This window comes from Pedobacter paludisoli (genome assembly GCF_052344095.1).
Classification (GTDB): Bacteria; Bacteroidota; Bacteroidia; order Sphingobacteriales; family Sphingobacteriaceae; genus Pedobacter.
In genome coordinates this window covers 2,245,722-2,268,925 of record NZ_CP179926.1, presented here as the reverse complement: position 1 = coordinate 2,268,925, position 23,204 = coordinate 2,245,722, and the positions used below count along the sequence as shown (strand labels likewise).

General features: G+C 36.2%; 19 protein-coding genes. 4 read left to right on the top strand and 15 right to left on the bottom strand.

All coding sequences use genetic code 11. The features are described from left to right. Window positions 1-202: 202 nt before the first annotated feature. From ACJVDK_RS09180 to ACJVDK_RS09170, 3 genes are all read left to right on the top strand, one after another. Complete coding sequence (locus ACJVDK_RS09180) at window positions 203-583, top strand: OsmC family protein (RefSeq protein WP_443939977.1); 381 nt, start codon at window positions 203-205, stop codon at window positions 581-583. 132 nt (window positions 584-715) lie between these two features. Continuing rightward, on the top strand, window positions 716-1,966 hold the full coding sequence (locus ACJVDK_RS09175) for a DUF2130 domain-containing protein (protein WP_443939976.1): 1,251 nt from the start codon (window positions 716-718) through the stop codon (window positions 1,964-1,966). A 49-nt stretch (window positions 1,967-2,015) separates the two neighbouring features. Next, window positions 2,016-2,492, top strand: a complete 477-nt coding sequence (locus ACJVDK_RS09170) for an acyl-CoA thioesterase (RefSeq protein WP_443939975.1) — start codon at window positions 2,016-2,018, stop codon at window positions 2,490-2,492. A 66-nt stretch (window positions 2,493-2,558) separates the two neighbouring features. Here the strand turns inward: ACJVDK_RS09170 and ACJVDK_RS09165 are convergent, their stop codons facing one another. From ACJVDK_RS09165 to ACJVDK_RS09095, 15 genes are all read right to left on the bottom strand, one after another. Continuing rightward, complete coding sequence (locus tag ACJVDK_RS09165; protein WP_443939974.1) at window positions 2,559-3,863, bottom strand: hypothetical protein; 1,305 nt, start codon at window positions 3,861-3,863, stop codon at window positions 2,559-2,561. 15 nt (window positions 3,864-3,878) lie between these two features. Next, a complete protein-coding gene (locus tag ACJVDK_RS09160) occupies window positions 3,879-4,427 on the bottom strand; it encodes a hypothetical protein (RefSeq protein ID WP_443939973.1) in 549 nt (182 codons plus the stop codon). Between the two features lie 169 nt (window positions 4,428-4,596). Beyond that, window positions 4,597-5,859 carry a hypothetical protein gene (locus tag ACJVDK_RS09155; RefSeq protein ID WP_443939972.1) on the bottom strand — a complete coding sequence of 421 codons (1,263 nt, stop codon included), beginning with the start codon at window positions 5,857-5,859 and terminating at the stop codon, window positions 4,597-4,599. Window positions 5,860-5,871: 12 nt separating this feature from the next. Then, window positions 5,872-10,101 (bottom strand): PAAR-like protein, encoded by a 4,230-nt coding sequence (locus tag ACJVDK_RS09150; RefSeq protein ID WP_443939971.1) that lies wholly within the window; start codon window positions 10,099-10,101, stop codon window positions 5,872-5,874. 15 nt (window positions 10,102-10,116) lie between these two features. Further along, the gene (locus tag ACJVDK_RS09145) at window positions 10,117-10,911 is read right to left on the bottom strand and encodes a hypothetical protein (RefSeq protein ID WP_443939970.1); all 795 of its coding nucleotides are present in this window, start codon (window positions 10,909-10,911) and stop codon (window positions 10,117-10,119) included. Window positions 10,912-11,128: 217 nt separating this feature from the next. Beyond that, on the bottom strand, window positions 11,129-11,296 hold the full coding sequence (locus tag ACJVDK_RS09140) for a hypothetical protein (protein WP_443939969.1): 168 nt from the start codon (window positions 11,294-11,296) through the stop codon (window positions 11,129-11,131). 119 nt (window positions 11,297-11,415) lie between these two features. Continuing rightward, entirely contained in the window at window positions 11,416-11,835 is a 420-nt protein-coding gene (locus ACJVDK_RS09135) for a hypothetical protein (RefSeq protein ID WP_443939968.1), read from the bottom strand. A 483-nt stretch (window positions 11,836-12,318) separates the two neighbouring features. Next, window positions 12,319-12,657: a hypothetical protein gene (locus ACJVDK_RS09130; protein WP_443939967.1), complete on the bottom strand. Its 339-nt coding sequence runs from the start codon at window positions 12,655-12,657 to the stop codon at window positions 12,319-12,321. Further along, on the bottom strand, window positions 12,623-13,840 hold the full coding sequence (locus tag ACJVDK_RS09125) for a hypothetical protein (RefSeq protein WP_443939966.1): 1,218 nt from the start codon (window positions 13,838-13,840) through the stop codon (window positions 12,623-12,625). Before ACJVDK_RS09125 ends, ACJVDK_RS09130 begins: the two co-directional genes overlap by 35 nt. Window position 13,841: 1 nt before the next feature. Next, window positions 13,842-15,722 (bottom strand): phage baseplate assembly protein V, encoded by a 1,881-nt coding sequence (locus tag ACJVDK_RS09120; RefSeq protein ID WP_443939965.1) that lies wholly within the window; start codon window positions 15,720-15,722, stop codon window positions 13,842-13,844. A gap of 216 nt (window positions 15,723-15,938) precedes the next feature. Next, on the bottom strand, window positions 15,939-16,343 hold the full coding sequence (tssD, locus tag ACJVDK_RS09115) for a type VI secretion system tube protein TssD (protein WP_443937016.1): 405 nt from the start codon (window positions 16,341-16,343) through the stop codon (window positions 15,939-15,941). Between the two features lie 125 nt (window positions 16,344-16,468). Further along, a complete protein-coding gene (locus ACJVDK_RS09110) occupies window positions 16,469-17,167 on the bottom strand; it encodes a hypothetical protein (protein ID WP_443939964.1) in 699 nt (232 codons plus the stop codon). Between the two features lie 37 nt (window positions 17,168-17,204). Beyond that, window positions 17,205-18,362, bottom strand: a complete 1,158-nt coding sequence (locus tag ACJVDK_RS09105; protein WP_443939963.1) for a hypothetical protein — start codon at window positions 18,360-18,362, stop codon at window positions 17,205-17,207. A 16-nt stretch (window positions 18,363-18,378) separates the two neighbouring features. After that, window positions 18,379-19,248 (bottom strand): TssN family type VI secretion system protein, encoded by an 870-nt coding sequence (locus ACJVDK_RS09100; RefSeq protein ID WP_443939962.1) that lies wholly within the window; start codon window positions 19,246-19,248, stop codon window positions 18,379-18,381. Window positions 19,249-19,261: 13 nt separating this feature from the next. Continuing rightward, window positions 19,262-20,176, bottom strand: coding sequence for a hypothetical protein (locus ACJVDK_RS09095; protein ID WP_443939961.1), 915 nt, complete (start codon window positions 20,174-20,176; stop codon window positions 19,262-19,264). Between the two features lie 363 nt (window positions 20,177-20,539). Here ACJVDK_RS09095 and ACJVDK_RS09090 point away from each other — a divergent pair, with 363 nt between their 5' ends. Continuing rightward, window positions 20,540-23,050, top strand: a complete 2,511-nt coding sequence (locus tag ACJVDK_RS09090; RefSeq protein WP_443939960.1) for an ATP-dependent Clp protease ATP-binding subunit — start codon at window positions 20,540-20,542, stop codon at window positions 23,048-23,050. Window positions 23,051-23,204: the final 154 nt, after the last annotated feature.

The following is a 23,204-nucleotide window of genomic DNA, read 5'->3' as shown; positions in this document are numbered from 1 at the left end:
TTGATATTATTTTACCGATAATGATTTTTATTGCAACGTTTAATTTCTGTGCGCGTTAACGATTGAAGCGGCATCCTTTTTGGTTGAAATTGAATGCTTTTAAAAAAGAGAATTCACCAAAAAGATACAGCGGAAAGCGTGTTAAAACGCCCGAAAATTTCACATATACTGAAAATTTATTTACTTAAACAAAAAACAAAAGATGGTAAAAGCAACCATAAATCAAGAGCATTATGCCTGTACGGTAACAAATGGCACGCATGAAGTTATTGTAGATGAACCGATAGAAATGGGCGGAACCAATAAAGGGTATGCGCCTAAGGGCTTGTTAATGGCTTCGTTGGCTTCTTGTGTAGCCATCACATTACGCATGTATATCGATCGAAAAGAATGGAGTGTAGACAAAATTGAAGTAACCGTAAACACCGAAACAGAAAATACAGAGTTGGTTTTTGTAGAAGAAATTGTATGTGTTGGCGATCTTACTGCCGAACAAAAAGAGAAACTTGAATTGATTGCTTCTAAATGTCCGGTGGGTAAAATTTTAACGCAAGGACACGAAATTCGCTCGAAGGTTTTATAAATAGCAGTGATTTTTGTGTTAACAGTTTTATGGCAAAATGCTAAAAAACCTTAATATATTTGTGTTTACGGATGTATTGCTTGCAATAGCAATGCGTAATTAGCGTAAAAAATCCTTTTAAAATTAGAATAGATGCCAACCGAAATAAAATGCCCCAATTGTGCTCATGTTTTTCCAATGGAAGAAGCAATGGCTGAAGATTATAAGAAAGAGTTACGCGAGAAAATGGTGGCTTTTACCAAGCAAAAGGATGAAGAATTTCAGCGTAAGTCGGCTGCGCTTGAAAATGACAAACAACAACAGTTGAAAACTTTTGAGGCGAAACTGGTAGAAGAAAAAAATAAGCTTCGCGAGGATTTAGAAAGTAACTTACGCAAAAGTATTGCTTCTGATTTTGAAACCAAATTGCAAATGCTGGAAGGTTCCGCGAAAGAAAACGAGGAGAAACTTAAATTGGCGCGAGAGAAGGAGGTGGAGTTTTTAAAAAGAGAGGCCGGTTTAAAGTTGAAAGAGGAGGAAATGGAGTTGGCATTTCAACGCAAGATGCAAGAGCAACGCAATGAATTGGTGGAACAAGTTCGTAAACAGGAAGCGGAAAAAAATAGCATTAAAGAAACCGAACATCAGTTGCGTTTGCGCGAGTTGGAAAAGCAATTGGAAGATCAGAAAAAATTGGCTGCCGAGATGAAACGCAAAGCAGAGCAAGGAAGCATGCAACTGCAAGGCGAAGTACAAGAACTTATTTTAGAAGAATTATTGCGTAGTAATTTCCCTTTTGATTTAATTGAAGAAGTTGGGAAGGGGGTACGTGGAGCAGATTGTGTGCAAGTGGTGCGCAATCAGTTTGGCCAAGAATGCGGTAAAATTATTTACGAAAGCAAGCGTACCAAAGATTTTGGTGGCGATTGGATAGAGAAATTGAAAAAAGACATGCGCAGCATGGGCGTGGATGTGGCTGTAATTGTGAGTCAATGTTATCCTAAAGGGATGACCAGTTTTGGGCAACGTGAAGGCGTTTGGATTTGTTCTTTTGAAGAAGTTAACGCCGTGGCATACGTTCTTCGCGATGGTATTTTGCGTTTAGCGAATGCGGTGAAATCGCAAGAAAATAAAGGTGATAAAATGCATATGCTTTATGATTACCTGACCGGAGTAGAATTTTCTGAGCAATGGAAAGCCATTCGTGAAGGCTTTATGAGCATGAAATTATCCATTCAACGCGAACGCGATGCCATGGAACGCTTATGGAAAGCCCGTGAAAAACAATTGGAAAAAGTGTTGTTAAATGCCACACACATTCGTGGTTCAATTGAAGGTATTGCCGGTAGCGATAGCATTCAGCTAAGTTTAACCGACGATGACGATACCTTATTTCTAGAGTAAAAATAGTATCTAAAAAGATTGATATAGTAGATAGCGTAAAAAAATATACATGGACCCTAAAAAGAATCACATCGAATTACAGTTTTTAAGTGAACCCTCAGACGTCAATTATGGTGGGAAAGTGCATGGAGGCATGATGATGAAATGGATTGATCAAGCAGGCTTTGCATGTGCCCTGCAATGGTGTGAGTCGTATTGTGTAACCGTTTATGTGGGCGGAATTCGCTTTTATCACCCGGTGCACATTGGCCATTTGGTAAAAATGGAGGCCCGCATTATTTATACTGGTAAAACCAGCATGCACATTGCGGTTGATGCCTATTCGAAACCAATTGGGCAAGCCGATTTTGTGAAGAATACGCATTGTATAATTGTTTTTGTCGCGGTAAATGATTCAGGTGAACCTCAAGCGATTCCGAAATTTGCACCTAAAACTGAAAAGGAAATAGCCATGCAAAGTTATGCCATAAAATTAATGGATCTCCGTAAGGATATTGATGAGGAAATGAAACCGTATATTGCTTAAATCGCTGGGCAGTTCATGGGTAGAATTTCTTTGCAATGGGCTAAGAAAAAGGGGATAAATTCTGACTTAATTTTCCTTAGCTTTTTGTTCTCGCCATTCTTTCTCACTTAAAGGCTGAAAACCCGTTCCCCATGCACCTTCATATTCTCCACCTACAACATATAGATCATAATCTGCATTATCCCACCATTCTTTGAATTTTGGTAAATTGAAATAATTGTTTTTCGCTAGTATATCCTTATCATCTTCACTCATAAATGAGCGTAAGCGGCCAATCATCATTGATTGGTCTCCAAGGCCATTTAAGAATCTTTTATCATATTTATATTGCTCAGCAAAATAGGCAATGTTGGCTAAAATTTTTAATTTCTCTACTCTGGTTAGTTTTTCATTTTTAGATGTGGTTTCATCTGCCAAATACGCTAAATATTCTTTTAAATAGTTTAATATAAATGTGTTTTTTGAGGTATAATCATTTGGCTTAATTAATTGTTGTAAAACTTTAAAAGTATTGGAGTGTATTTTTAAAGTACCATTGCATTGTTTCGTCCAAAACAATTTGCCATAGTCTCTCTGACGATTTTCATCAAATTCTGTTCTTTCTATTACCCATTTTAATAAGTCTAAATCTTGGGTGTAGCCAAACGTTTGTACTAAATTTACCATAAAATTTTCATCATGGAGAATAAGCCATTTATACTGAGCTTTGTTATCATTGAATAAGTACATGTTGCGCGCAACGATGGTTTGGATGTTAAGTTTGCGAATTTCTTTTAAATCAAGATTATCTTTCCAATGAGGTATTTCAACATCTAGATCATCATAACCAGATTTTCTAGTTATTGTCGCGTTTTCAAGATTATTTAACGATGGATATTTCCTTTGATAATCAATAAGTTCAGGTATATAATAAAAATCGGTAATAAAATTTCTATCTTTCACGATATAAGTTCCTTCATAATCAAGAAGATTATTTTTATAGTTTAAGAGTTTTCTATTACATTTTTCAAGTAAGTTGATGTACAGTACGTTGGTATGGGATTTGTTATCAATTATTCTTCCAAAAATATTTTTGATTCTTTGATTAAAATCTTCATTGCTCAATTTATTAAATCCATTTGACTTTAGAACTTCATTGGCTATTTCTACCGTTGCTTCTAATTCATCCAATTGGAATGGCATCTTACTAAGCCCTGCTCCTGGTTCATCAATGTTAAAAGTTGATCCTTGTTTTAATTGTTTTTTTAAAGCCTTTTCAATAATTGCATTATTCATTGAAGTATCAATTTTATCTTTTATATTCATTTGTTCTTGACCTTTTACAATAATTGCGAATAGAGTGAATAGTGAGAGTATTGTTGTTGTTTTCATATAATCTAGTATTTCTTATCTTGAACTTTCTCTTGAATTTTCTGCATTAACATCGTATTTTGGAAAAATTTTATCGTTTTCAGTGATTACATATTTTTTAGGTTTCGTGATAGCGATAATTTTGGGGTCTCTTTTTGGAATAGAACCTAGTATTATTTTTTGATTTCCTGGTGTTATATCTCCATTGCCTTGATTTCCATCAAGATATATGAATTTTGTTCCATTTAAATTCTCGCCCACAATTATCGCTACATGTGAATAATCAAATACGATTAAAGCACCTACAAAAGCCTCACAGTTTTCACCATTACTCCATATACTGGCCGTCCATCCAAAGGCAGCAGCACTATGGTATTCATTTGTTTTTTTAAAATCTAGAGTTTGTTCAAAACACCATGCTAGAAACGCACCACACCAAGCATCTTTATAATTCCATGGTTTTTTATTTATTTTTGTAGGCCCTGTTGAAGAAACTTTAAAATATTCATGTACTTTTTCTTTTAAAGGGCTGTCAATTTCTCGCAAACCTTTATATTTTTCATATTCCCTCCAAGCAACTTTCAACCAAGGCGCTCTTCCATCAAGATCTAGTAAAACATTATCCCCATCACAAACGCTCTTATCGTATTTAAACCAAGTTTTTAGTTTTACGAGTGCTTTCTTTCGGTTTTCCCATCCATGACAATGATCAGTTAGTTTATGATAAAATCAATCCCAAATTTAGTAGCGGTTTTTAATTTTCCTTAGGATGTAGCTTTCGCCATTCAGTAATATTCATTGGTTGATAATCTCTTCCACAAGCTCCAAGATATTCACATTCCGTAACATAATATTCATCATAATCCGCATTATCCCACCATTCTTTAAAATTTGGAAGGCCGAAATAATTATTTTTTTTCAAAATTTCTATATCTTTTCCAGACAAAAAATATCGTAATCTACCCATTATTTTATTATAGTCATTGTATTCTTTTTTATACTTGTATTGTTCCGCGAAGTACGCTACGTTAGCTAATATTTTTATTTTCTCCTCCCTAGATATATCGGTAGTTTTATTATTGAAATCGGCAAAATATTCTATATATTCTTTTATATTATCTAAAATAAATCTGTTTTCAGATGGATCATTTGGTAAATAGATTTTTTGTAGTATTTTAAAGGTATTGGAGTGGATTTTTAAAGTACCGTCGCATTGTTTCGTCCAAAACAATTTGCCATAGTCTTGAGGATTTTTTTTATTAAATTTTGTCCTTTCTATTGCCCATTTTAGTAAGTCTAAATCCTGGGTGTAGCCAAACGTTTTTACGAGCCTTCCCATAAAATACTCATCATGGAGAATAAGCCATTTGTATTGGGCCTTGTTATCATTAAACAGATACATATTGCGGGCAACTATGGTTTGGATGTTATGTTTGCGTTGTTGATTTAAATCGGAGATGTCATTCCAATAATAAATTTTCATACTGTCTGTCCTATTGTTTATTTTAATGGAATCTTCAAGCTTTACCAATTCTGGATATTTAGTATAGTCTAAAATTTCTGGAAGACTAAAGAAATCAGAAATAAATGCTCCTTTTTTAAATATATAAATGCTATATGGATCAGCATCTATTGCGTTAGAATTTTTGAATAAGTTAAATCCAACGGAACATTTAATATCAAAACATATCATCAAGTATTTTCTGTTTGATTGTTGATTGATAACTCTATGAAAAATATTTTTAATTCTATTACCAAATTCATCTTCGCTAGGCTTTATATATCCATGATTAGCTAGTTCATTTGCTATTATGGATTCCGTTGCTGCCATATCTGCTATAGAAAAGGTATATACAGGATAATCAGTCTCATATTTTTCTCCACTTACTCCAGTAGATAATTGTGACTTAAGTATATGGAAATAAGATTCTTGTGTATGGCTTGTCATTTTACTTGAAGTTTGAGCATTAGATTTGTGGAACAATAAAATGATTCCTAAAAACAAAACATTTTTCATGGTATTTTAGATTTAATTACTTCTAGTGTTTGATTGAGAGTCAACGTCAGCTTCACTATTCATGGTTTTCAAATTATATTCATCTTCTGTTGGAGTGTAATTTGGTGGAATAACAAACCAATCAATATCTGATTTTGAGTATTTAGAAATTCTTACAGTTCTAGCGCCTTCTGCCCCTCCCTGATTACCACCTAAGCAATAATAATATTCATCGTCCTGGCTTTTTCCAATTACGAAGGTTATGTGTCCATCTCCCCCTATTTTATCTTCCTTACCATAAGGCTTGATAGGCTGATTCATGCCCCAATCAATGACGGCCGCAGCACCATAAATAGGCGTTGGTATTTGCTTCCAAAATTGCCACATTGCTGCTCTACAAGATAAGGGGGGAGGTGAATATCCAGCTTGAGCAAAAACCCAACTTGCAAAGGCACCACACCAGTTTATATTTTCATCTAGTCCTGCTCCATTTGAGGAAGCATTGAAATAATCATTAATTCGAGGATTGTTTCGTTTTCCAGCAATTGCTTTTTGACCAATTTCAGGAAAGGCATACGGCATCCATGGTGCCCTTCCATCTAGATTTAGTAAAACACGATCCCCATCACAAACGCTTTTATCGTATTTAAACCAAGTTTTTAGTTTTACGAGTGCTTTCTTTCGGTTTTCCCATCCATTGGGGTTCTTCTCTAACCTGTGTTTGGGGGTGTATCCATTCAATATTTTTCCTTGTAAGAAAAAATATTTTTCCTCCTCTTCTTCCATCGATAATCCTAATTCATTAAGACTCTTTCCTAAACCCTTCTTAAAATACTCTCTTTTCCATGCGTACGCATCTAACACTTCTTGGCTATACTTTTTGATTGGGTCAGGAATCCAAGTTGGGACTTTTTTAACATTAAATACCCATCCACCAACATCTACAGCATATTTAAGATTAGACGAAATTAAATCAGCATTGCTTTCACCAATAAATTTATTTTCATCATTAAAACGGCTTTTTCCATATTGTTTGTAGAGTTTGCCATCGTTATAATAACCTGTCCCATCGTCCGATCCTGTTATTTGTAATATTCCTCTTCCTTTGTATTTGCTTTGACTGGATAGAAATTTACTTTTTTCTTCCTTACTTTGAGCAAAAAAACCAGTTTCTTCCGCAACGTTTGCTAAAAAAGATATTTTTTGCATGCAGCGATTCATACCGTATTGTGAAAACATGGCGTTTAGCTCGGCAGTTAAACTTTTTATCGTTTTATCAGTAATATCACATGATTCCTGCATTCCTTGCCATATTTTATTTCCCCCGGTCATCGTTTTTATAAGATCTTCCATTTCCTCTTCCGTAAAACCACGGTTACAATAACAAGTCTTTTCCTTTCTAACCTCCGCAATCTCCACCATCACAGGCATCACATCATTTTCTATGGCTTCGGGTGCTACATTTTGCGAAACCTTTAGGCAGCCACTTTCGTAGAAAATGAATCGTTTTCGTAATTCCTGCATTTCATCTTTTGTAAAGGGAGCTCCATCTTTTTTATGCGCTTTGATGCCCAATTTTTCCATGTCCTCCGTTCTAACCAGTTCGGTGGGGAGCGTTTCGTTGATGGTAAGCTGGCTTTTTTCTATTTTCCATACTTTCTTGTTGGGGTCGGCAGCATCCTGCACTTGACGAGAAACCTGCGCCACGTAATAATCAAAATTTTTCGCTGGCTTATTCCATTCTTCATTTACAGTGAAGGAAAGTTCCAGCAAACCGTCTTTTTCTGCTTTTTCTTCGTTATAGCTTTGCTTGCTTTCATGGGTATAGATAATGTGTTCAGCCTCATTCATCCCTTCTTTAGGAATTTCTTTCAGCACGTCAACTTTCAACAGTTCCTCGGTCATATTCACGGTATGCACCCAAATTTTGTAGGTTTTTCCGTAGAAAGCCGGTGTACGCAGAATGTCTTTGCCATCTTCCGTTGAAAACATGATGGAGACTATTTTCTGCTCGGTAGTAATCACCAGTTCTTCATTGGCATCTAACACTTCCAGGTAGGTCGTTTTTTCGTCAACCTTTATACTACGCGTCCCTTCAATCGGCATATCTACTGGAAGAACAATATCAGGGGATGAATTTGGCTGCGGTTCAATGGTAAAAATCAAACTGTATTGCGGATTGGGGTTGTCTGTAGTTTTTGGGATCGCTGCCAGTATTTTTTTCTTATAATCGTCGTTGGTTGTAATACGAAAGGAAGTTTTCCCTTCGCTGTTTAGCGTAACATTTTTCTCCTCTAACAGGTACTTATCTTTCTCTTTATAGAAATCACTATCCTTTCCTTTTACCCATATTTTTACTTTCAAAGCTTGGTTTTGCAATCCATCTATCTCTAAAAATCCATACGTTTCCTCTTCATATCCGGTTTCAGCACGTTTAATTCCTGTTTTATAAGCCCAAAGGGCGCGTTTTACTACAGACGCCAGAACATTTACTTTTGCTTCAATTTTCTTCGGCTCGGTATGATCACCGATTAAGTAGGCTGAAAGGGTATATTCACCCAGCGCATTAAAGGTAAGGGTTCCATCTTGGTGATGCGTTACCTTATCCGGAACGTCTATTTTTATTGCTTCATTGCCCAGCAGTGGGGTAATTCTTGCTAAAGTCGTATATTTTAGAGTGGTTCCTTTGGGTACCCGTGTTAGCGGGAGGTTAAACTGATCTATTACATTTCGTATTACCTCAAATCGGAAACAGTCAGCACCCGTAAATTTGGGTTCTTTGAGGAGGCCCAATGGTTTGGCATACCCTTCCAGAATATAAGAGCCAAAATAAGCAGTGCTGGGTAAAGAGGCATCATCATAGAGCATATTTGCCACTATTTTATTGATGGCGACCGTTTTAAATACGTCTGATCCTTCAAACAAGGTTAATCGCCCTTTTCCTTCTTTTTTTAGATACCAATATACAGGGTTTTGGGCAGGAAGATAGTTTACATTAAATTTAGAAGCGCGAACGTTTAATACATCACTAAACCTAAGTAAACTTGGTTCACCTTGAACACCTAACACACTTAATGTACTTTCTATTTTAAGCGTTATTGATTCGGGTTTTGAATCCGAAGGATCTGTAAAAGCCTCAACAGTATACTTCCCAGCGTTCTTAAACGTTAGCACTACTTTTGCGCCTTGTTTGTTTACCTCAACAAGATGCGCTGCCGCTGTCTCCGTAAAGCTGTTATACAACACCGCTTTTTCTTGTTTTATTCTCCAGTGAACCGCATTTAAAACAGGCTGAAAGGCTGCATGATTTAAAATTCTCATTCGGTCGGTAATGCTGCTGAGTTTCGGCGTTATGCTTATAGGAAAAGGAACATTGACCAAAGTAGAATCTCCGGGGGATATAATTTCTTTAACATAATCTTTTACTACTTCTATGTGAACAGTGCATTTTTCATCTCCGGGCTCCACTCCATAGGCTTCTATTCGGTATTTACCTTCGTCCAAACCTTCAAATAGAGAGGACATTGATTGATTGAACATACCGCCTAAATCGATGAACGTTTTGATTTTATCTTTGACACCATCGCCTTTAAACAGCGCCCATATTATTTTGCTCACGTCGCCTTTGAATTGGGCAATAAGTGAAAGATTATCCACTTCCCTAAGATTTAGCCAGGGGTTGTATAAACTTTTGGATGATTGAATATAGTAATACGAACCCGAAGGTTTTTCCGCCACGAATGGTAATGTCATCGAAACGGAATTTACAGCTGTTTTAACAGCAGAAGCAGATGACGAGGGCCACTGCGGCGAAGTATTGGCGATAGAAAATTCGTCGGCATTTTTGACATCTATCTGCGAAACATTCTTAACCTGCCCGGTTGTTGCAAAAGCAATTGTACCAGGAGCTTTATATCCAGGGCAACTGCCGGTACTCACATCCAGCAGGATTTTCATGCTTTTATTTAAGGCTACATTTTCATAGTAATCTTTGAACTTGATTTTGCATTTGGCTTTGCAGGGATATGTTTTTCCATCAGCTCCTATGCAATTCCCAAAGCCGTTTCCGCCACCAAAGCTTTCTGCTTTATTATCAAGATGTGTAGCTATGGGTTTTTCTTGCGCAAAATATTTGTTTTTGCTCAATTTTTCCTTCTGACTTTTCACTTCCATCGGAACGGCAGTTTCTTTGGAATTGTTTGTTGCAGATCTACTACAGTACGCTTTTGCTCCTTCTATAATGAGGTATCCTTTGTTCGCCATATCATGTATTTAAGGTTAAGTCATCGTAATCCTTTCATGGTATGCTGTTTTTGCTTCGTTTGACAATAGGAAATTGGCTTCCTTGGATGAATAGTGTTTTTCTTTGGAGTTGTACTCCATTTTTATCGTTAATTCCAGCTGATATTGATCTAGCTGATAAGGGTATTTATTCTTTAATGCAATCGCTAGTTCCTCAGGAACTTGTATGGTTGACACAAAAAGGGCTTCAAAACCATAGGCTTTTTGTTCAGCATGGATAATGCCTGTACATACTACATCGCCTATTCCTTTGATGTTCCATACGATTGATTCTTGGGTTTTATCTCCGTTGTTTAAATAGGATGGAGCAAATAAAAGTAGATTCCATAAAGGTTCTTTTCGTTTATTTGCATAAAAATTGGTTTCATCTTCAAGAGCCAATAAATACTGGTTTCTGAAAACAGCAATATTTTGGTATTCATATTGAAGGTTAGCGGTTTTACGTTTCCAGTTTTCGATATTTTTTTGGTGGTTTACAGCCCTTAAGAAAATTCCTCTTTCATCCACCTTTACTTCTAGTGGATAAGAATTTTGCTCCAACACATGCAGTATCTCCATAAATTTATTTTCAGATGAAAAAGCAGAAGTTTCTACTTTGTTTATCAACCAATTTTTTGTTTGATCTTCATTTATCTTTTCCTGAAGCGTAACGTTAAAAGATGAATGAAATTCTTCTGTTCCTTCAAACGATATCTCAAGTGTGTTTTCTACCTGATATTGATGGAATCCTAATGTATATTTCTGAAAAGGTTTTACTCTATTTTCTTTCATAAGTAGATAGTAAGAATTACTGTTAGTAATCAGGTAGTTACACTTATTTGTTTTTCATAGGATTTACTTTTTTGTATATCATACCCCCCTTGTCATATACACGCCCTAAACCTACAATGCCAACAATTCCTATTATTATGTATTTTTTCATTACTGTTCAGAAATAATATCCCCGATAATCTTCTCAGATTTTTTAATGATGCTCATCCTTGTTAAATTACTGAGGAATTTCTTTTACAAAATCTTTAAAGCCTATAGTATCAATAATAGCAGAACCATTTTCCAAACTATAGTTTTCCCTATATCCACCCAAGTCACTGCTGCCGTTGCAGCTTATTAAGACGGAGCCTATAAGAATGAATGTTAGAAGAGTTTTTATTTTCATCGTATTATTTAGGTAGAAACTTTTCATAAGTAGATGACACATCAACTGGCCAAGTACCTGCTTTTACATCTAGATATGCATCATCCGGATTCCATATTGCTTTATTTAGTCCACAATAATCAATTGGCATTTATTTTGAATACTTTAGATTTATATGATTTAGTAAATAGAAAATCAGGTCTAGTAAATCTGCAGTATAAACAATTGTTTTCCCTTATTTTTTCTAGAATGCTTTCGTCAGTAGAGAAGTTATATGTGCTTTTTCTTTCTTGATTAAGTTTAATAATGTCATTTATTATTATTATTTTATCAAGATCTTCTTTAGAGACATTAAAATCATTTTCATTCTTAATACACTCAAAGCCAAATGATAAATTTTTATTTATGGCATAGAAATTTTCTTTTGTTTCTATTTCTATTGAAACTTCTTTATTCTGAAGTTGAGTAATGTTATTAAATTTTATTTCGCTTTTCGTATCTTTCTTATTGTATGAAAAGATCAACAAGAAAATGAATAACAAAAAAGTTAGTTCTTTCATTTTATTCTACTTTTAATTGATTCGTAAATCATATCTGATGCAGATTTTCCATTACGCATTTTATCTGTAAAAATTAAATCTGCATCTAAATGACTATGTTTGGTAACATGCGAAATATTTGGTTTAGGATCCCTTGCTATATCTTTTGATTTTCCATATATTAAATCTTCTTTTATTTCACAAAAATCTTTACTGTACAGGCACAAAGTATAGGTTACTGTATCTTTCTTCAGTTTTCTTTCAAAAGCTGGTGTACGTTCTACTTCTTATACATGGTATTCTTTTTTAATTTTTTCAATTAACTCTTCGTCTTCTTCACTTTCAATTCTAGGGTGATTTGAAAAATAACTCAACCAAGAAATCGCTAATAGTTTAATCCCAAAATAAATTAGGTACAAATTATAGCGATACTTTATAGCCACTTTAGTGTTTTATTCATGATTCATTCCCATAAAATATTTTTGCGTATTAATTTCAAATATTCTATTTAATGCCCCATTTATTATAATTAAGCTTATCAAAATTTTTAGTTTCACGACCTTTTTTTAATATGTAATATCTTGGTGTTACAGTTTCAATATTTAACCCATAGTAATAATCTTTATCTTCACCATATAACCACCAATCTCCCGAACCTTCATTCATTTGAGTTGCTTCAAATGTTCGTATTGAGCTCTCCTTTGGAATAAAATAGTTTTCATCTGTATTTAAGTACCAAAAATTAATCACCAAATTTTTTAAAAACATAACAATGACAATAAGTACTATAATAATTAATAGCCAATTTTTATTTTTCATAGAAATACAAGGTTTCTTGTCCATTTAAAGCTTTTTTTAATAAATCTATAGCATCCTTTCCATACTTTTTAGCTATGGGACCAGAGCCATTATAACTCGCAAAAACTTTTTCTATTTGATCTAATGTTATCATTCCTTTTGCACATTGTCCAACAACCCTATCAATTAGTTGGCGGATGTGTGCAGCACCATAATAAAGATCCGCTCTCCAATCTAATCCTTGTACTCCGACATCTACATTACTATCATATATATAACCTATTCTATTTGCGATGTCTTTCGGCATTAATTCTTTACAATATGTATTCTTCGTGTAATTAATTGTATCTTTTAGTGTAGGGCGGCGCATATTCATAAAACCTGCAGATCCATCAGCTATCTTATCAGGTACCATATCCCACAGGGTTCTGTCAAGTTCTGATGCAGTGGTGGTTAATGTTCTCTCTCCAAATTGAAGGAATTGTTTCCATTTCGATGCTTTAGGAGCATTTTCTTGCTGAATTATAATAGCAATCATTTCATGGGGAATACCATGGTATTTTGCCGCATTTCTAATCCAATCTCTAATTGTTGAATCGGCAACGTAAACTAGATGCTTTAAAGGTTCATTTTTGGATGGGGTATGATTCATTATTTGGAATGGAGAAGGGAACTCTCCTTTGTAACTTTTTATATTTTTAGTATCTTTTATGGTCACAATATGTTCTCCACAACAAGTACATTTACATAATTTTACTTCAACACACATTTGATCCGTAGGACTTTTGAAATAAGCATATACTCGCATATTGTGACAAGGAATCTTTACCTGAATAGTTGATGTATTTCCTTTGAGTGAAGAATAATCAAAAAAGAGGGGAATAGATATTCCATTTATTTTTTTCTGCCATTGAAGCCTTTTATACTCACTTTTCGAAGCTGATCTATTAAAAGTTGCCTTGAACCAATATTTTAGTCCTTCTTTGGGTTTGTCTACCTTTTTACCATTATCATCTAAAGGCCCTTCAACCTTTGTCACCAGTAATGTATTGTCTTTTTTTGCCTGGTATTCATCAAATTTCTTACCTCCCTTTTTTCCATAAAATGTATTTTCGTGTGGAGATTTAAAATCCAGTGGACCATTCGAAGCATCTTTCATGATGCTTTCAGCTTCTTTGTAAGACTTTCCAAAAACATTCCGTACGATATTTCCGCCTTCACCTGCCATACTATTGCATTTTTACCTGTTTACCACTATTGATAAGGACGTCCGTTGCGCTTTCCACATTGATGGCATCTTTTGTACTGACATAAGAGCCAGACTCCATGTTTTCTGTAATACTCTTTGCTTTGGAGCTTCTTCCTGCTTCTGCAGTTTCGGTAATATTACTTGCTGTCAGATTGTAATCGCCATTGGCTGTTTCCGTAATATCTTCTCCAGCCATAATATTCACATTCCTCCGGGCAGAAGCGATGATATTTTTACCGGCATCAATTAGTACATTCTCCCCAGCCTTAAACGTCATATTCTTCGGCGCAGTCACCTGAATATTTCCTGCTCCATCCATAAAATACATATTCCCGCTGGGGTCGGTAATGGTTAGGCTTCCTTCGTTCTCCTCGTCGTCTATTTGTATTTTAACTCCGCTGCGCGTGATGATCGTTTTGAGGTGGTTCTTCTGTGCACCTCCGGCCGCAATTTGCCCATGAAAGGCCGAGCCCGTTACAAAAGGCCTATCGGGGTTACCGTTTTCAAAATCAACCATCACTTGGTCATTTAACTCGGGTATAAACACAAAGCCACGGTTTTTCCCCACCAGATTACTGCTTCCCGCATCCGGACTCAACACCCGAATCCAGTCTGTTTCCTGTCGCTCCATGCGGTAACTTAAATCGTGCGCCCAACCAATGAATTCTACTTTTACCCGGCCTTGATTCAAGGGGTCTTTGTTGTCTACCACCGTGGCCAGCATCGGGAAAGTAACCGGCTGCTCAAATTCCAGCTTTGGCGGACTTTCTGCCCCCGAGGATACGCCTTTGAAGCGATTGGTGTACAAGCCGTTAATCAGCAGCTCATGCTCCGAATATACAATCCGCATTTGCGGATGAATGGAACTTGCCCCTTGTCTTTTAAATTCAAAATCAACCAAGGCACCAATGCCCATTCTAAAGTTATTGGTTTCGGCCTCCATTACATACGACTCGGCTACTTTGCCTGTGGCCATGGCCTTGCCTTTTGCCATCAACAATTCCTGATCGGATTGAAAGGTTTGCATGGGAACCGCGCTTTCAAAAGAATACAACTTTTTAGAGCGGGTATACGCTTGTTGCGCTGTAGAACCAATATTTCCATTGTAATCTTTGGCACTTTGCTTCGCTTTTCGGTTCTCGCTGGTGTTGTAATCAAAAACAGCCGATTGCACCGGAACGGTTAACAACGAAAGGCTTACTTTGGTACAATCGCTACCGTAAATCAGGGGAACGGGCGTTTCATTTTTGGCTGCGCCAAACACCAATCCTCTTCCGTTGCAATAAATCCAATTGCCGGTTGCATCGGCTAAACGTTTTAAGTAATTCCAAGAGCTTTCGTTGTAGCGCGAGCTATACCAGATAACCGGATTGCTGCGTAGCGTATTGATGAAATAGGTGCGCATGCCCTCCATCGGCTTACATAAGGTATTGATGATGGTGGCCAAATTTTGCGAAGCGAAACTCTCAAAGTGTTTCGCTCCATCGAGCAGTATAGTGGGCGAGAGACCTTTTAATTCCAATACCCCTTCGGCCAATCCATCGTTTACCAGTTTTACCTCGGTAATGATGAATTTATTTTCCAAAGGGTTTTTATACGGGTCGCTGATGTCGAAAATGGACACCTCCGTTAATCGCCCCAACAAGTGATGGGCGTTATCGATGGTAAACAAACCCACTTCTTGTATCACTTCGTGTTTGAAATGTAGCACCAGTTCGTTGTGTTCGCCGATATATTGTTTGATATTGACTTTTAAAACCGGGGATATTTTTTTATTGTCGATATACACCCAACAGCCCATACGTTGGAGTTTCTTTAAAATCTCTGCCCCAGCAAATCCTGCAAATCCTGTAATAGCCATAAGCATTTTTTTATAGCGTACACAAACTCAAAAGCAGCAGAATAGCTTTCGAATGGATGTACGAAAACGGTAAATACTAAAAATGGGATGAATTATTTCCGGAAAAGGGAGGGGATGTCCGGTTGTGGGATGAATAAGGGCAGCGACCCTTAGGCTCTTTGTGGGCTGGCGGGATGCGCTGCCCTTAGGATTGCTTCGATACTGAAGCAGAACGGTTTAGGTGTTCTGATCAAAAGTTAGCTCAGCATTTCCTTCAACGGTTGATTTTGGAGATAAAACAACCACCAATTTGTAGGGTACTTCATTTGCCGAATTGTAAACAGAAGAGTAATACGTAATTGAACAATCTTTGTACGATGTTTCAACCAGTTTACCTTCGCCATGCGTACTGTACAAAGTTAATTTTGCATCAAAACGCTTGCGGCTGTTCGCAAATTTCTCGAAAATAGAAGTGGTGTCGTCTTTTCCTTCAATCACAAACCGGGCATCAGCTTTAGTGGCAAAGGCCGTTACACGGTTCCATTGATCTACCGGTTTAATGGATTCGAAATTTGCTTCAAATACATTGTACTCTTTACCATCGATGGTAAGTCTCGCTAGTTTTCCAGCATTGGTCGCCATAATCTTAAAATTAGGTATATAAATAGTTAATTATCACAATTATATATAATTAATCTTACAAATTAAAATTTGTTTATTTTATTTTTTCTGTAGTTTTTTATTTTAATTATGTATTTGTTTTTGATTTATTTTTGTATTCTTTTTCTTCTGACTGTAGAAGCCGGTTTAATGCTTTGAAAAGCTCCTGGTTTATCAAATAGGAGTTTCATTTTTTCAGATGAAGGTTTATTTGCGGGGAGGCCAGCGTCTTGCCGCCCAAATTCATGAAGCAAAGCCATTTCCTTTAAAAGTGTTTTACTAAATCCTTGCTCTAAAATCACGCGTAAATGAAGAGCTCTAATTCTTCCAAACCCAAAGAAACGAAATGGAACTTTTTGAATCGGGAATGTACTGCTGTCGCGATGCTCGTTATACGCAATGGATGTTTTTAAATCGTCCATATACGTCACAATCCTGACTTGTTGTTTGTGAAGGGAAATATATTTTCCCCAAATATTTTCATTAAAACCAAGATTTACCGTATGAAATAAGCGATTAATTAAGCTTCTAAGTTGGTGATTAGGCTGTTTAGGGGTGTAATTCGTAAAGAAAATAATCGTTGAGGCGCTTTTAATGGCAAGCACAAGTTCCCTTAAATCTGATTCGAGCGATTCAAAACTATGTTTTTCTGGAAAAGGTGTCGCAGAGAAAACCAAGTTATCCACGTAGAATAAATCACTTATTTTACCACTTTCGGCCACGCCACTATCGTATGCTTTTGCGAAATAATCAATTTTATGGTTATTTGATTTAAAGGAGTTTATGATTACTATTTTATTGTGCATATTAAAAATGATTTAAGTTATAATCTGGCTACTAAAATTAATCGAGTATGCTCCAGCCTTTTTTTTCTTTTACCGCTTGCGGAATAACTTCTTGCTTTACTACAATATTTTCCTTGTGCTGACCAATAAACTCCAATAAGTTTAATTTGAGCCAAATAGATTCGATGTTTTTCAGCATGTTTTGTATTTGATATAAATACTGTCCGGTTTTGTTATGGTCGTAATTAATTTCAATGATTTCGGATAAACTTTTTTGAAAATTAATTGGTGTAACATCGCTCCATTCGAAGAAATAATTCAATAATTCTTCTTTTTCACTTTCTGGTAAAATGCTAAGTGCGGTAAAAAGGTAATTGGCAAATTTCGCCGTCGTATCAATCAAGGAGATAGGGGCTTGATGTTCTCCAATATTTCTAAAATAGAAGTAATGTTGATTGCAAAAATTTAAGATGGTTTCGCATATTACCTTTACATTTTGCGCAACTGTTGATTGTTGATTTTTGAAAAGTATTTTTTGAATCATTTGGAGCGAAACATTTTGCAGGTTATAAATGGTATACTGAATTGCCGTGTATAAGCTTGTTAACTTTATGTCGCTGTTAATGGTGGCACAAGGGGGGATGAAATCATTGTCTTTGATGAAATTTTCACCTTGTTGAATAATTCGACCAATAATTAGGATGTAACCGCCTAAATCGCGCGCATTTATGTTTTTGGCATTAGCCAATTGGATTTGGTAGTTGTGTTTTGTTTGAGGCTGACGAATGGGTACTTCTTCCGGATCAGGGCTGCCAACCGGCACTTGTTCAAATGGATTAACCGTTATCAGGACATAAAACTCTTCGGTTTTACCATCCATAAGGTCAACTTGTTTTGTTGAAAATTCAGAAAGTGAATGCACACTGGTTACATCGTTTTGAATAGAAATACGGACGCCCCCAGGAGTAATGGCTTGTAAACGTGATATATGTATTTGTACCTGATTAGTAGTCGTTTTGCTTACTGAAAATCTACTTAATGCATTTTCACCGCCCTCTAAAGACGGTAGTAAGCCATAATTATAAGGAGTTAATTGAACAGAAGCTACATCGCGTATGGTGTCAGTGTAATAATTATCGGTACTAATAAAGTGTGATTTGTTCACCTTCATGCCATCGACCCAGTTAACGGCAAGATATTTTTGTGGTATAATCATTTTTTGGGTATAGGATTTATAAATTTTCTATGTGGTGATGAATAACTCGCTTTGTGATAATTGTTACGTGCTCTTTAATATTGTTCTGCAGGATGTTTAATTTAGGGTTCATTAACCGTCTACGGTGGAAAAATGATTTTTTATAGTAAAATATCCAGCCAAAAGGCTGTTTTTGGTTATCCTCGAAATGAATATTTTGGTTCGGAAATTTAGCGTTGTAATCATCTATAAATTTCTTAAACCACGTTCCGAAAGGAGCATCGGAAGGTGCTTTAGCTTTTACTTTTGTGCGATCTTTATCATTTATTGCTCGGCTAAATTCTAATTCAATTACCATTAGTTTGGTATGATCTAAAGCATCGAAGTTGATTTCTGCTGCGCTTGTCTGGTACGTCCAAACGTCATAAATTTCGTAAGGGATATCAATAAAGGCTATGTAAGTCCAATAGAATAGTAGTGGAATGCAAAAACTGAGCATGCTTGTGGCGGCGATATATCCGTTGCCAATCTCACTTAATAAATTAAACAAAACAGCAAATAAATACATGCCCAGTAACATACTTACTGTCACCACTAAAATTTGAAAGAGCGCTTTATAATTTTTTACGCGGTCGTGGAAAAATACAGGGTACCATTTTACAAAACCGATGCCGGCAATGAAGTATAAAAACTGTGCAATTAGGTAATAAATAGGGACAAACTCACTTCCAGTAAGTCCCAGTGTGCTGGGGATACATAAAATTAAAGCAGTTACCAATACAAAAACAATCAGTAGCATGTTGCTAACCAATTCATTTTTCTTTTGAATAAATACCAAAAAAAAGGAAGCAATAAGGACTATTAAAGGGAGTAATAGGTATTGTAAAAAAATGGTTTTAACGAGCATACTTCAGTTAATGTTATAAGTAAAGGGTATATCCCAAAAGGCAACTCTCATGAGCTGGTGATAAAATAGTATCAGACTCCTTTTCAGTTACAATTTTAATTTGTGTAAATAAATTTACTGGGATGAATTGTTCGGATAATAGCTTAACAAGCTCAATGAATGCTGAACCTGGTAAAACTGATACAACCGATGTTTGAGGGATGGGGCCAATTTGAATTAGCCAATCAAAGACGCCATCGTATTGAAATCCCGAAAGAGTAGATTCAATGCCAAATCTGCAGGCACCAATCTCGAAAGATTCATTCTGAGTTCCAATAGCTTTGACTTCTACAATACTAAAAATTTTTACATCGAAACCAAGAATAAAAGATAGAGCTTTTTCAGTCCAATCTCTATTTCCCCGTACGATGTGAAGTATTGGTAAGATGTAAATGTAAGATAATGCGGTTGAATTTGATAATTTTTTTAAAATTGGCCACCCTTGCTGAAATAAATGCAGCAGATTATCGTGATTTTCTTTCTTGTCAAACATCAGCTCAATTAATAATGCTTGCATTTCAACATAAGAGGCTTCTTGTTCGAAGGGTAAAAAGAAAAATTTAGCTTCTTCTTGTTTTTTTCTTTGAAGACGAATTTCGTTGATGACATCTTCTTCTGTTTTCTCGAAGCCACCCAATGTGCTTGGGTGAAATACATTCTCCGGAATCGCTTCGTAAATTCCTTGGCGAAAAATCTCGATAACAGTATGCTCTTTTAAATCGAAGGCTCCTTGTGCTTGGTACACATTTAGGATGTCTTTGCTGTGTCCACGCGCATCCAACCCCAGTCGTTTAAATATAATATGGCTAAAATCGGGTTTGTTTTCGAGCAGCGAGACAGCAAATACTTCAGCTTTAATATCGAGCTCAATATTGTCTATTAAATTCATGTATTAGTATAATTTATTTTTGCATATTTGTCGCTAAATAATACGCAAGTATATAGATATATTGTCTTTATTTATGTGGAAAAAGTTAAAAAAATTTTTTTTTATTCAAAAAAAGGTAATAGCTTTAGCGTACGCTTCTCATCCCCTTTTAAGCGATTTAACGCTTTTTTTTTCAATATTTTCCGATCTTCTATTCATTTTAACGATTGTTTTAGTATGATTTTTAATATTGTATGTGCATTATTATTCCTATTGTTTTTTGTCTCGTAATTTGATGATTTTTATCTGGCGTTTTGATTCGCTATATAATAAGATAAACTAATTTGTTGAGTAAACTTTTAAGTTCAATTACTTAAAAATTAAATGAAGAATACACAATTTGATTCAACGCTTGAATTTAACGAGACGTTACTTTCTACTTTAGAAATAGCTAAAGGCTTTGCTAAAGAAAATTATAACAGTACTTATGGGCCAGCCCACGTATTGCGTGCTTTGCTGCATAAAGAATCAGGTTTGCTTGATCTTTTGCTTGTTTTGGAAAAAGACATTCATTATTTGATTGATTGGGCTGAGGTTCGAATAGATGAACACCCAAAAGTAACTACGCTTCCTAGCGAAGTTTTGCCCCACGAAGTAATTTATTCCTTAATGAATCATGCCGATGAATTTAGACTTAAATTAGGTTTGTCAGAGATCAATCCCTTGTCAGTTTTGGCGTCTCTAGTGAAACCGGGTGTTGGTTTTAACCATGCGCAATTAAAATCGTTGCCCCTGCGGGATAGTGAATTGTATGAGATGTATCAAGAGAAGTCCGACGGAATGTTGCCAACAAGCAGTGTTGCAGCCGGAACATCTGGACAAGATTATTCAGGTATTGCCAAACAACAAGATATACTGGAAAAATATTGCATTGATAAAACTGCATTGGCTCGGGAAAATCGATTAGATCCCATCGTTGGGCGAGAAAGTGAAACCCGACAAATGATTGAAATTTTGGGTCGCCGAAATAAACCAAACGTGATCATAGCCGGTGAACCGGGAGTAGGGAAAACCGCTTTGGTTGATGGTTTTGCTCAGGCCATAATAGCCAATTTAGTTCCAAAGCATTTGCAAGATGCGCTTCTCTTAGAGCTTGATTTTGGTTCGTTAATGGCCGGGGCTAGTTATAAAGGCGAAATTGAAGATCGTTTGAAGAAAATTATTTCAGCATTAAAGCAGTATCCTAAAGCCATTTTGTTTATAGACGAAATGCATGTTTTCCTGGATGAGAAAGGTTCCATAGGATCGGGTGCAGGTAATTTGCTGAAACCTGAATTGGCAAGGGGAGAAATAACGGTTATTGGAGCCACCACATTAGAAGAATACAGAAAAATTATTGAACCGGAGCAAGCTTTTAATCGCCGATTCGAACTCTTGAAAATACACGAACCTTCTGTAAAATCGGCAACTAAAATGCTCGATTTATTAGCTCCTAGATACGAAGCACATCACGAACTGAAAATTGATCATCATGTTTCGGCAGAATGTGTTCGTTTAGCAAAAAGATATATAAAAGATAAACGGTTACCCGATTCAGCGCTTGATCTCTTGGATCGGACGATGGCTGCTGTACGCATGATGAACGAAGCATCGAAAAGGGATGTCGAAAAATTAAACGCTGAATTTGAGAACATTTTAACCGATGAAAAGGAGAGCCAAGTAGAAAAAATAGCTACGCTAAAAGGGCTTGCCGACCAGATACCGCATCAGTTAAGCCCGATATTATATAGCCTTTTAAATAACGATACAGATGTAGAACGATTGTCCGATTTACAGCAAATAATTGCGCATCTGCGGAGCTTATTAGATAAGTTATCAGAATTGGCTGAAGAGAAGAAAGAAATTATAGGTAAAACCGAAATTTCGGCCATTGTAGCCGCTAAAACGGGAATTCCCATCGGAAAAATTCAGAGCCAAGAGAAAGAAAAAATGCTCAATTTGGAAAGCCACTTAAAAGTACGCATGGTGGGGCAGGAGCATGCCCTTAAAGTTGTTTCTGAGGCAATTGTTGAAAGTAGAAGTGGGATTAATAAAGTCGGCCAGCCAATAGGTTCATTTTTCTTACTGGGGCCAACCGGAACCGGGAAAACGGAATTAGCAAAATCTATCGCCGAATTACTATTTAACGACGAAAAAGCGATGATACGCTTTGATATGTCTGAGTTTAAAGAAGAGCACGCTGCTGCACTTTTTTACGGAGCCCCTCCGGGCTATGTGGGCTATGAAGAAGGCGGTATGTTAGTGAATAGAATACGTCAACAACCATATTCTGTAGTATTATTCGATGAAATTGAAAAGGCACATCCTTCGGTCTTTGATATTTTTCTGCAAATTATGGATGAGGGCCAAATTCATGACAAGCTGGGGAAGGAAGGCGATTTTAGTAACGCGCTGATTTTATTTACCTCCAATATTGGCAGCGAATTTATAGCCGAAAAATTTGCTGGAGGAGTTGTCCCTCAGCCGAATGTTATACTTGATTTAGTGACGAATTATTTCCGCCCAGAATTTTTAGCGCGCTTAACCGAAATAGTGCCGTTTAGTCCAATCGATGAAAAAATGGCTGTTCAGATTTTCGATATTCAAATGCGATCACTGCACGATGCATTAGCGAAATTAAATATTGGCTTAACCATAACCGAGCAAGCGAAACACCAATTGGCGCTGGATGGCTTTAACGCAAAATACGGGGCCCGTCAAATTAGTGGTGTTATCCGCAAGGAAATCAGAAGGCCAATTTCTAAGATGATTGTTGCCGAAAAATTAAAAAAAGATAGCTCGATTATCGTTGATCTTGATGCGGAAGGAAATATTCAATGGAAAATAGATGGATGATAGCAAGCTCTTTGGAAGGATAAAAGGCCCTTGCCAGAGAGAGCAATGGTGCTACTTTGGTCTGGAAACAGACAACAAGTGAAATTTGGTGGCAAAGACGAATGAACTTTTTTAAAAAAATAAAGAATAAAATAATACAGTTTTTCCCTTCTAG

Excerpts from the sequence above, each read along its gene's own strand:
- ACJVDK_RS09120 (WP_443939965.1), bottom strand. The coding sequence starts at position 15,722 with ATGGCTATTACAGGATTTGCAGGATTTGCTGGGGCAGAGATTTTAAAG.
- ACJVDK_RS09095 (WP_443939961.1), bottom strand. The coding sequence starts at position 20,176 with ATGAATTTAATAGACAATATTGAGCTCGATATTAAAGCTGAAGTATTT.
- ACJVDK_RS09140 (WP_443939969.1), bottom strand. The coding sequence starts at position 11,296 with ATGAAAATAAAAACTCTTCTAACATTCATTCTTATAGGCTCCGTCTTA.
- ACJVDK_RS09150 (WP_443939971.1), bottom strand. The coding sequence starts at position 10,101 with ATGGCGAACAAAGGATACCTCATTATAGAAGGAGCAAAAGCGTACTGT.
- ACJVDK_RS09135 (WP_443939968.1), bottom strand. The coding sequence starts at position 11,835 with ATGAAAGAACTAACTTTTTTGTTATTCATTTTCTTGTTGATCTTTTCA.
- ACJVDK_RS09170 (WP_443939975.1), top strand. The coding sequence starts at position 2,016 with ATGGACCCTAAAAAGAATCACATCGAATTACAGTTTTTAAGTGAACCC.
- ACJVDK_RS09110 (WP_443939964.1), bottom strand. The coding sequence starts at position 17,167 with ATGCACAATAAAATAGTAATCATAAACTCCTTTAAATCAAATAACCAT.
- ACJVDK_RS09165 (WP_443939974.1), bottom strand. The coding sequence starts at position 3,863 with ATGAAAACAACAACAATACTCTCACTATTCACTCTATTCGCAATTATT.
- ACJVDK_RS09125 (WP_443939966.1), bottom strand. The coding sequence starts at position 13,840 with ATGGCAGGTGAAGGCGGAAATATCGTACGGAATGTTTTTGGAAAGTCT.
- ACJVDK_RS09180 (WP_443939977.1), top strand. The coding sequence starts at position 203 with ATGGTAAAAGCAACCATAAATCAAGAGCATTATGCCTGTACGGTAACA.
- ACJVDK_RS09175 (WP_443939976.1), top strand. The coding sequence starts at position 716 with ATGCCAACCGAAATAAAATGCCCCAATTGTGCTCATGTTTTTCCAATG.
- ACJVDK_RS09155 (WP_443939972.1), bottom strand. The coding sequence starts at position 5,859 with ATGAAAAATGTTTTGTTTTTAGGAATCATTTTATTGTTCCACAAATCT.
- ACJVDK_RS09105 (WP_443939963.1), bottom strand. The coding sequence starts at position 18,362 with ATGATTATACCACAAAAATATCTTGCCGTTAACTGGGTCGATGGCATG.
- ACJVDK_RS09130 (WP_443939967.1), bottom strand. The coding sequence starts at position 12,657 with ATGGACAAGAAACCTTGTATTTCTATGAAAAATAAAAATTGGCTATTA.
- ACJVDK_RS09090 (WP_443939960.1), top strand. The coding sequence starts at position 20,540 with ATGAAGAATACACAATTTGATTCAACGCTTGAATTTAACGAGACGTTA.
- ACJVDK_RS09100 (WP_443939962.1), bottom strand. The coding sequence starts at position 19,248 with ATGCTCGTTAAAACCATTTTTTTACAATACCTATTACTCCCTTTAATA.
- ACJVDK_RS09145 (WP_443939970.1), bottom strand. The coding sequence starts at position 10,911 with ATGAAAGAAAATAGAGTAAAACCTTTTCAGAAATATACATTAGGATTC.
- tssD (WP_443937016.1), bottom strand. The coding sequence starts at position 16,343 with ATGGCGACCAATGCTGGAAAACTAGCGAGACTTACCATCGATGGTAAA.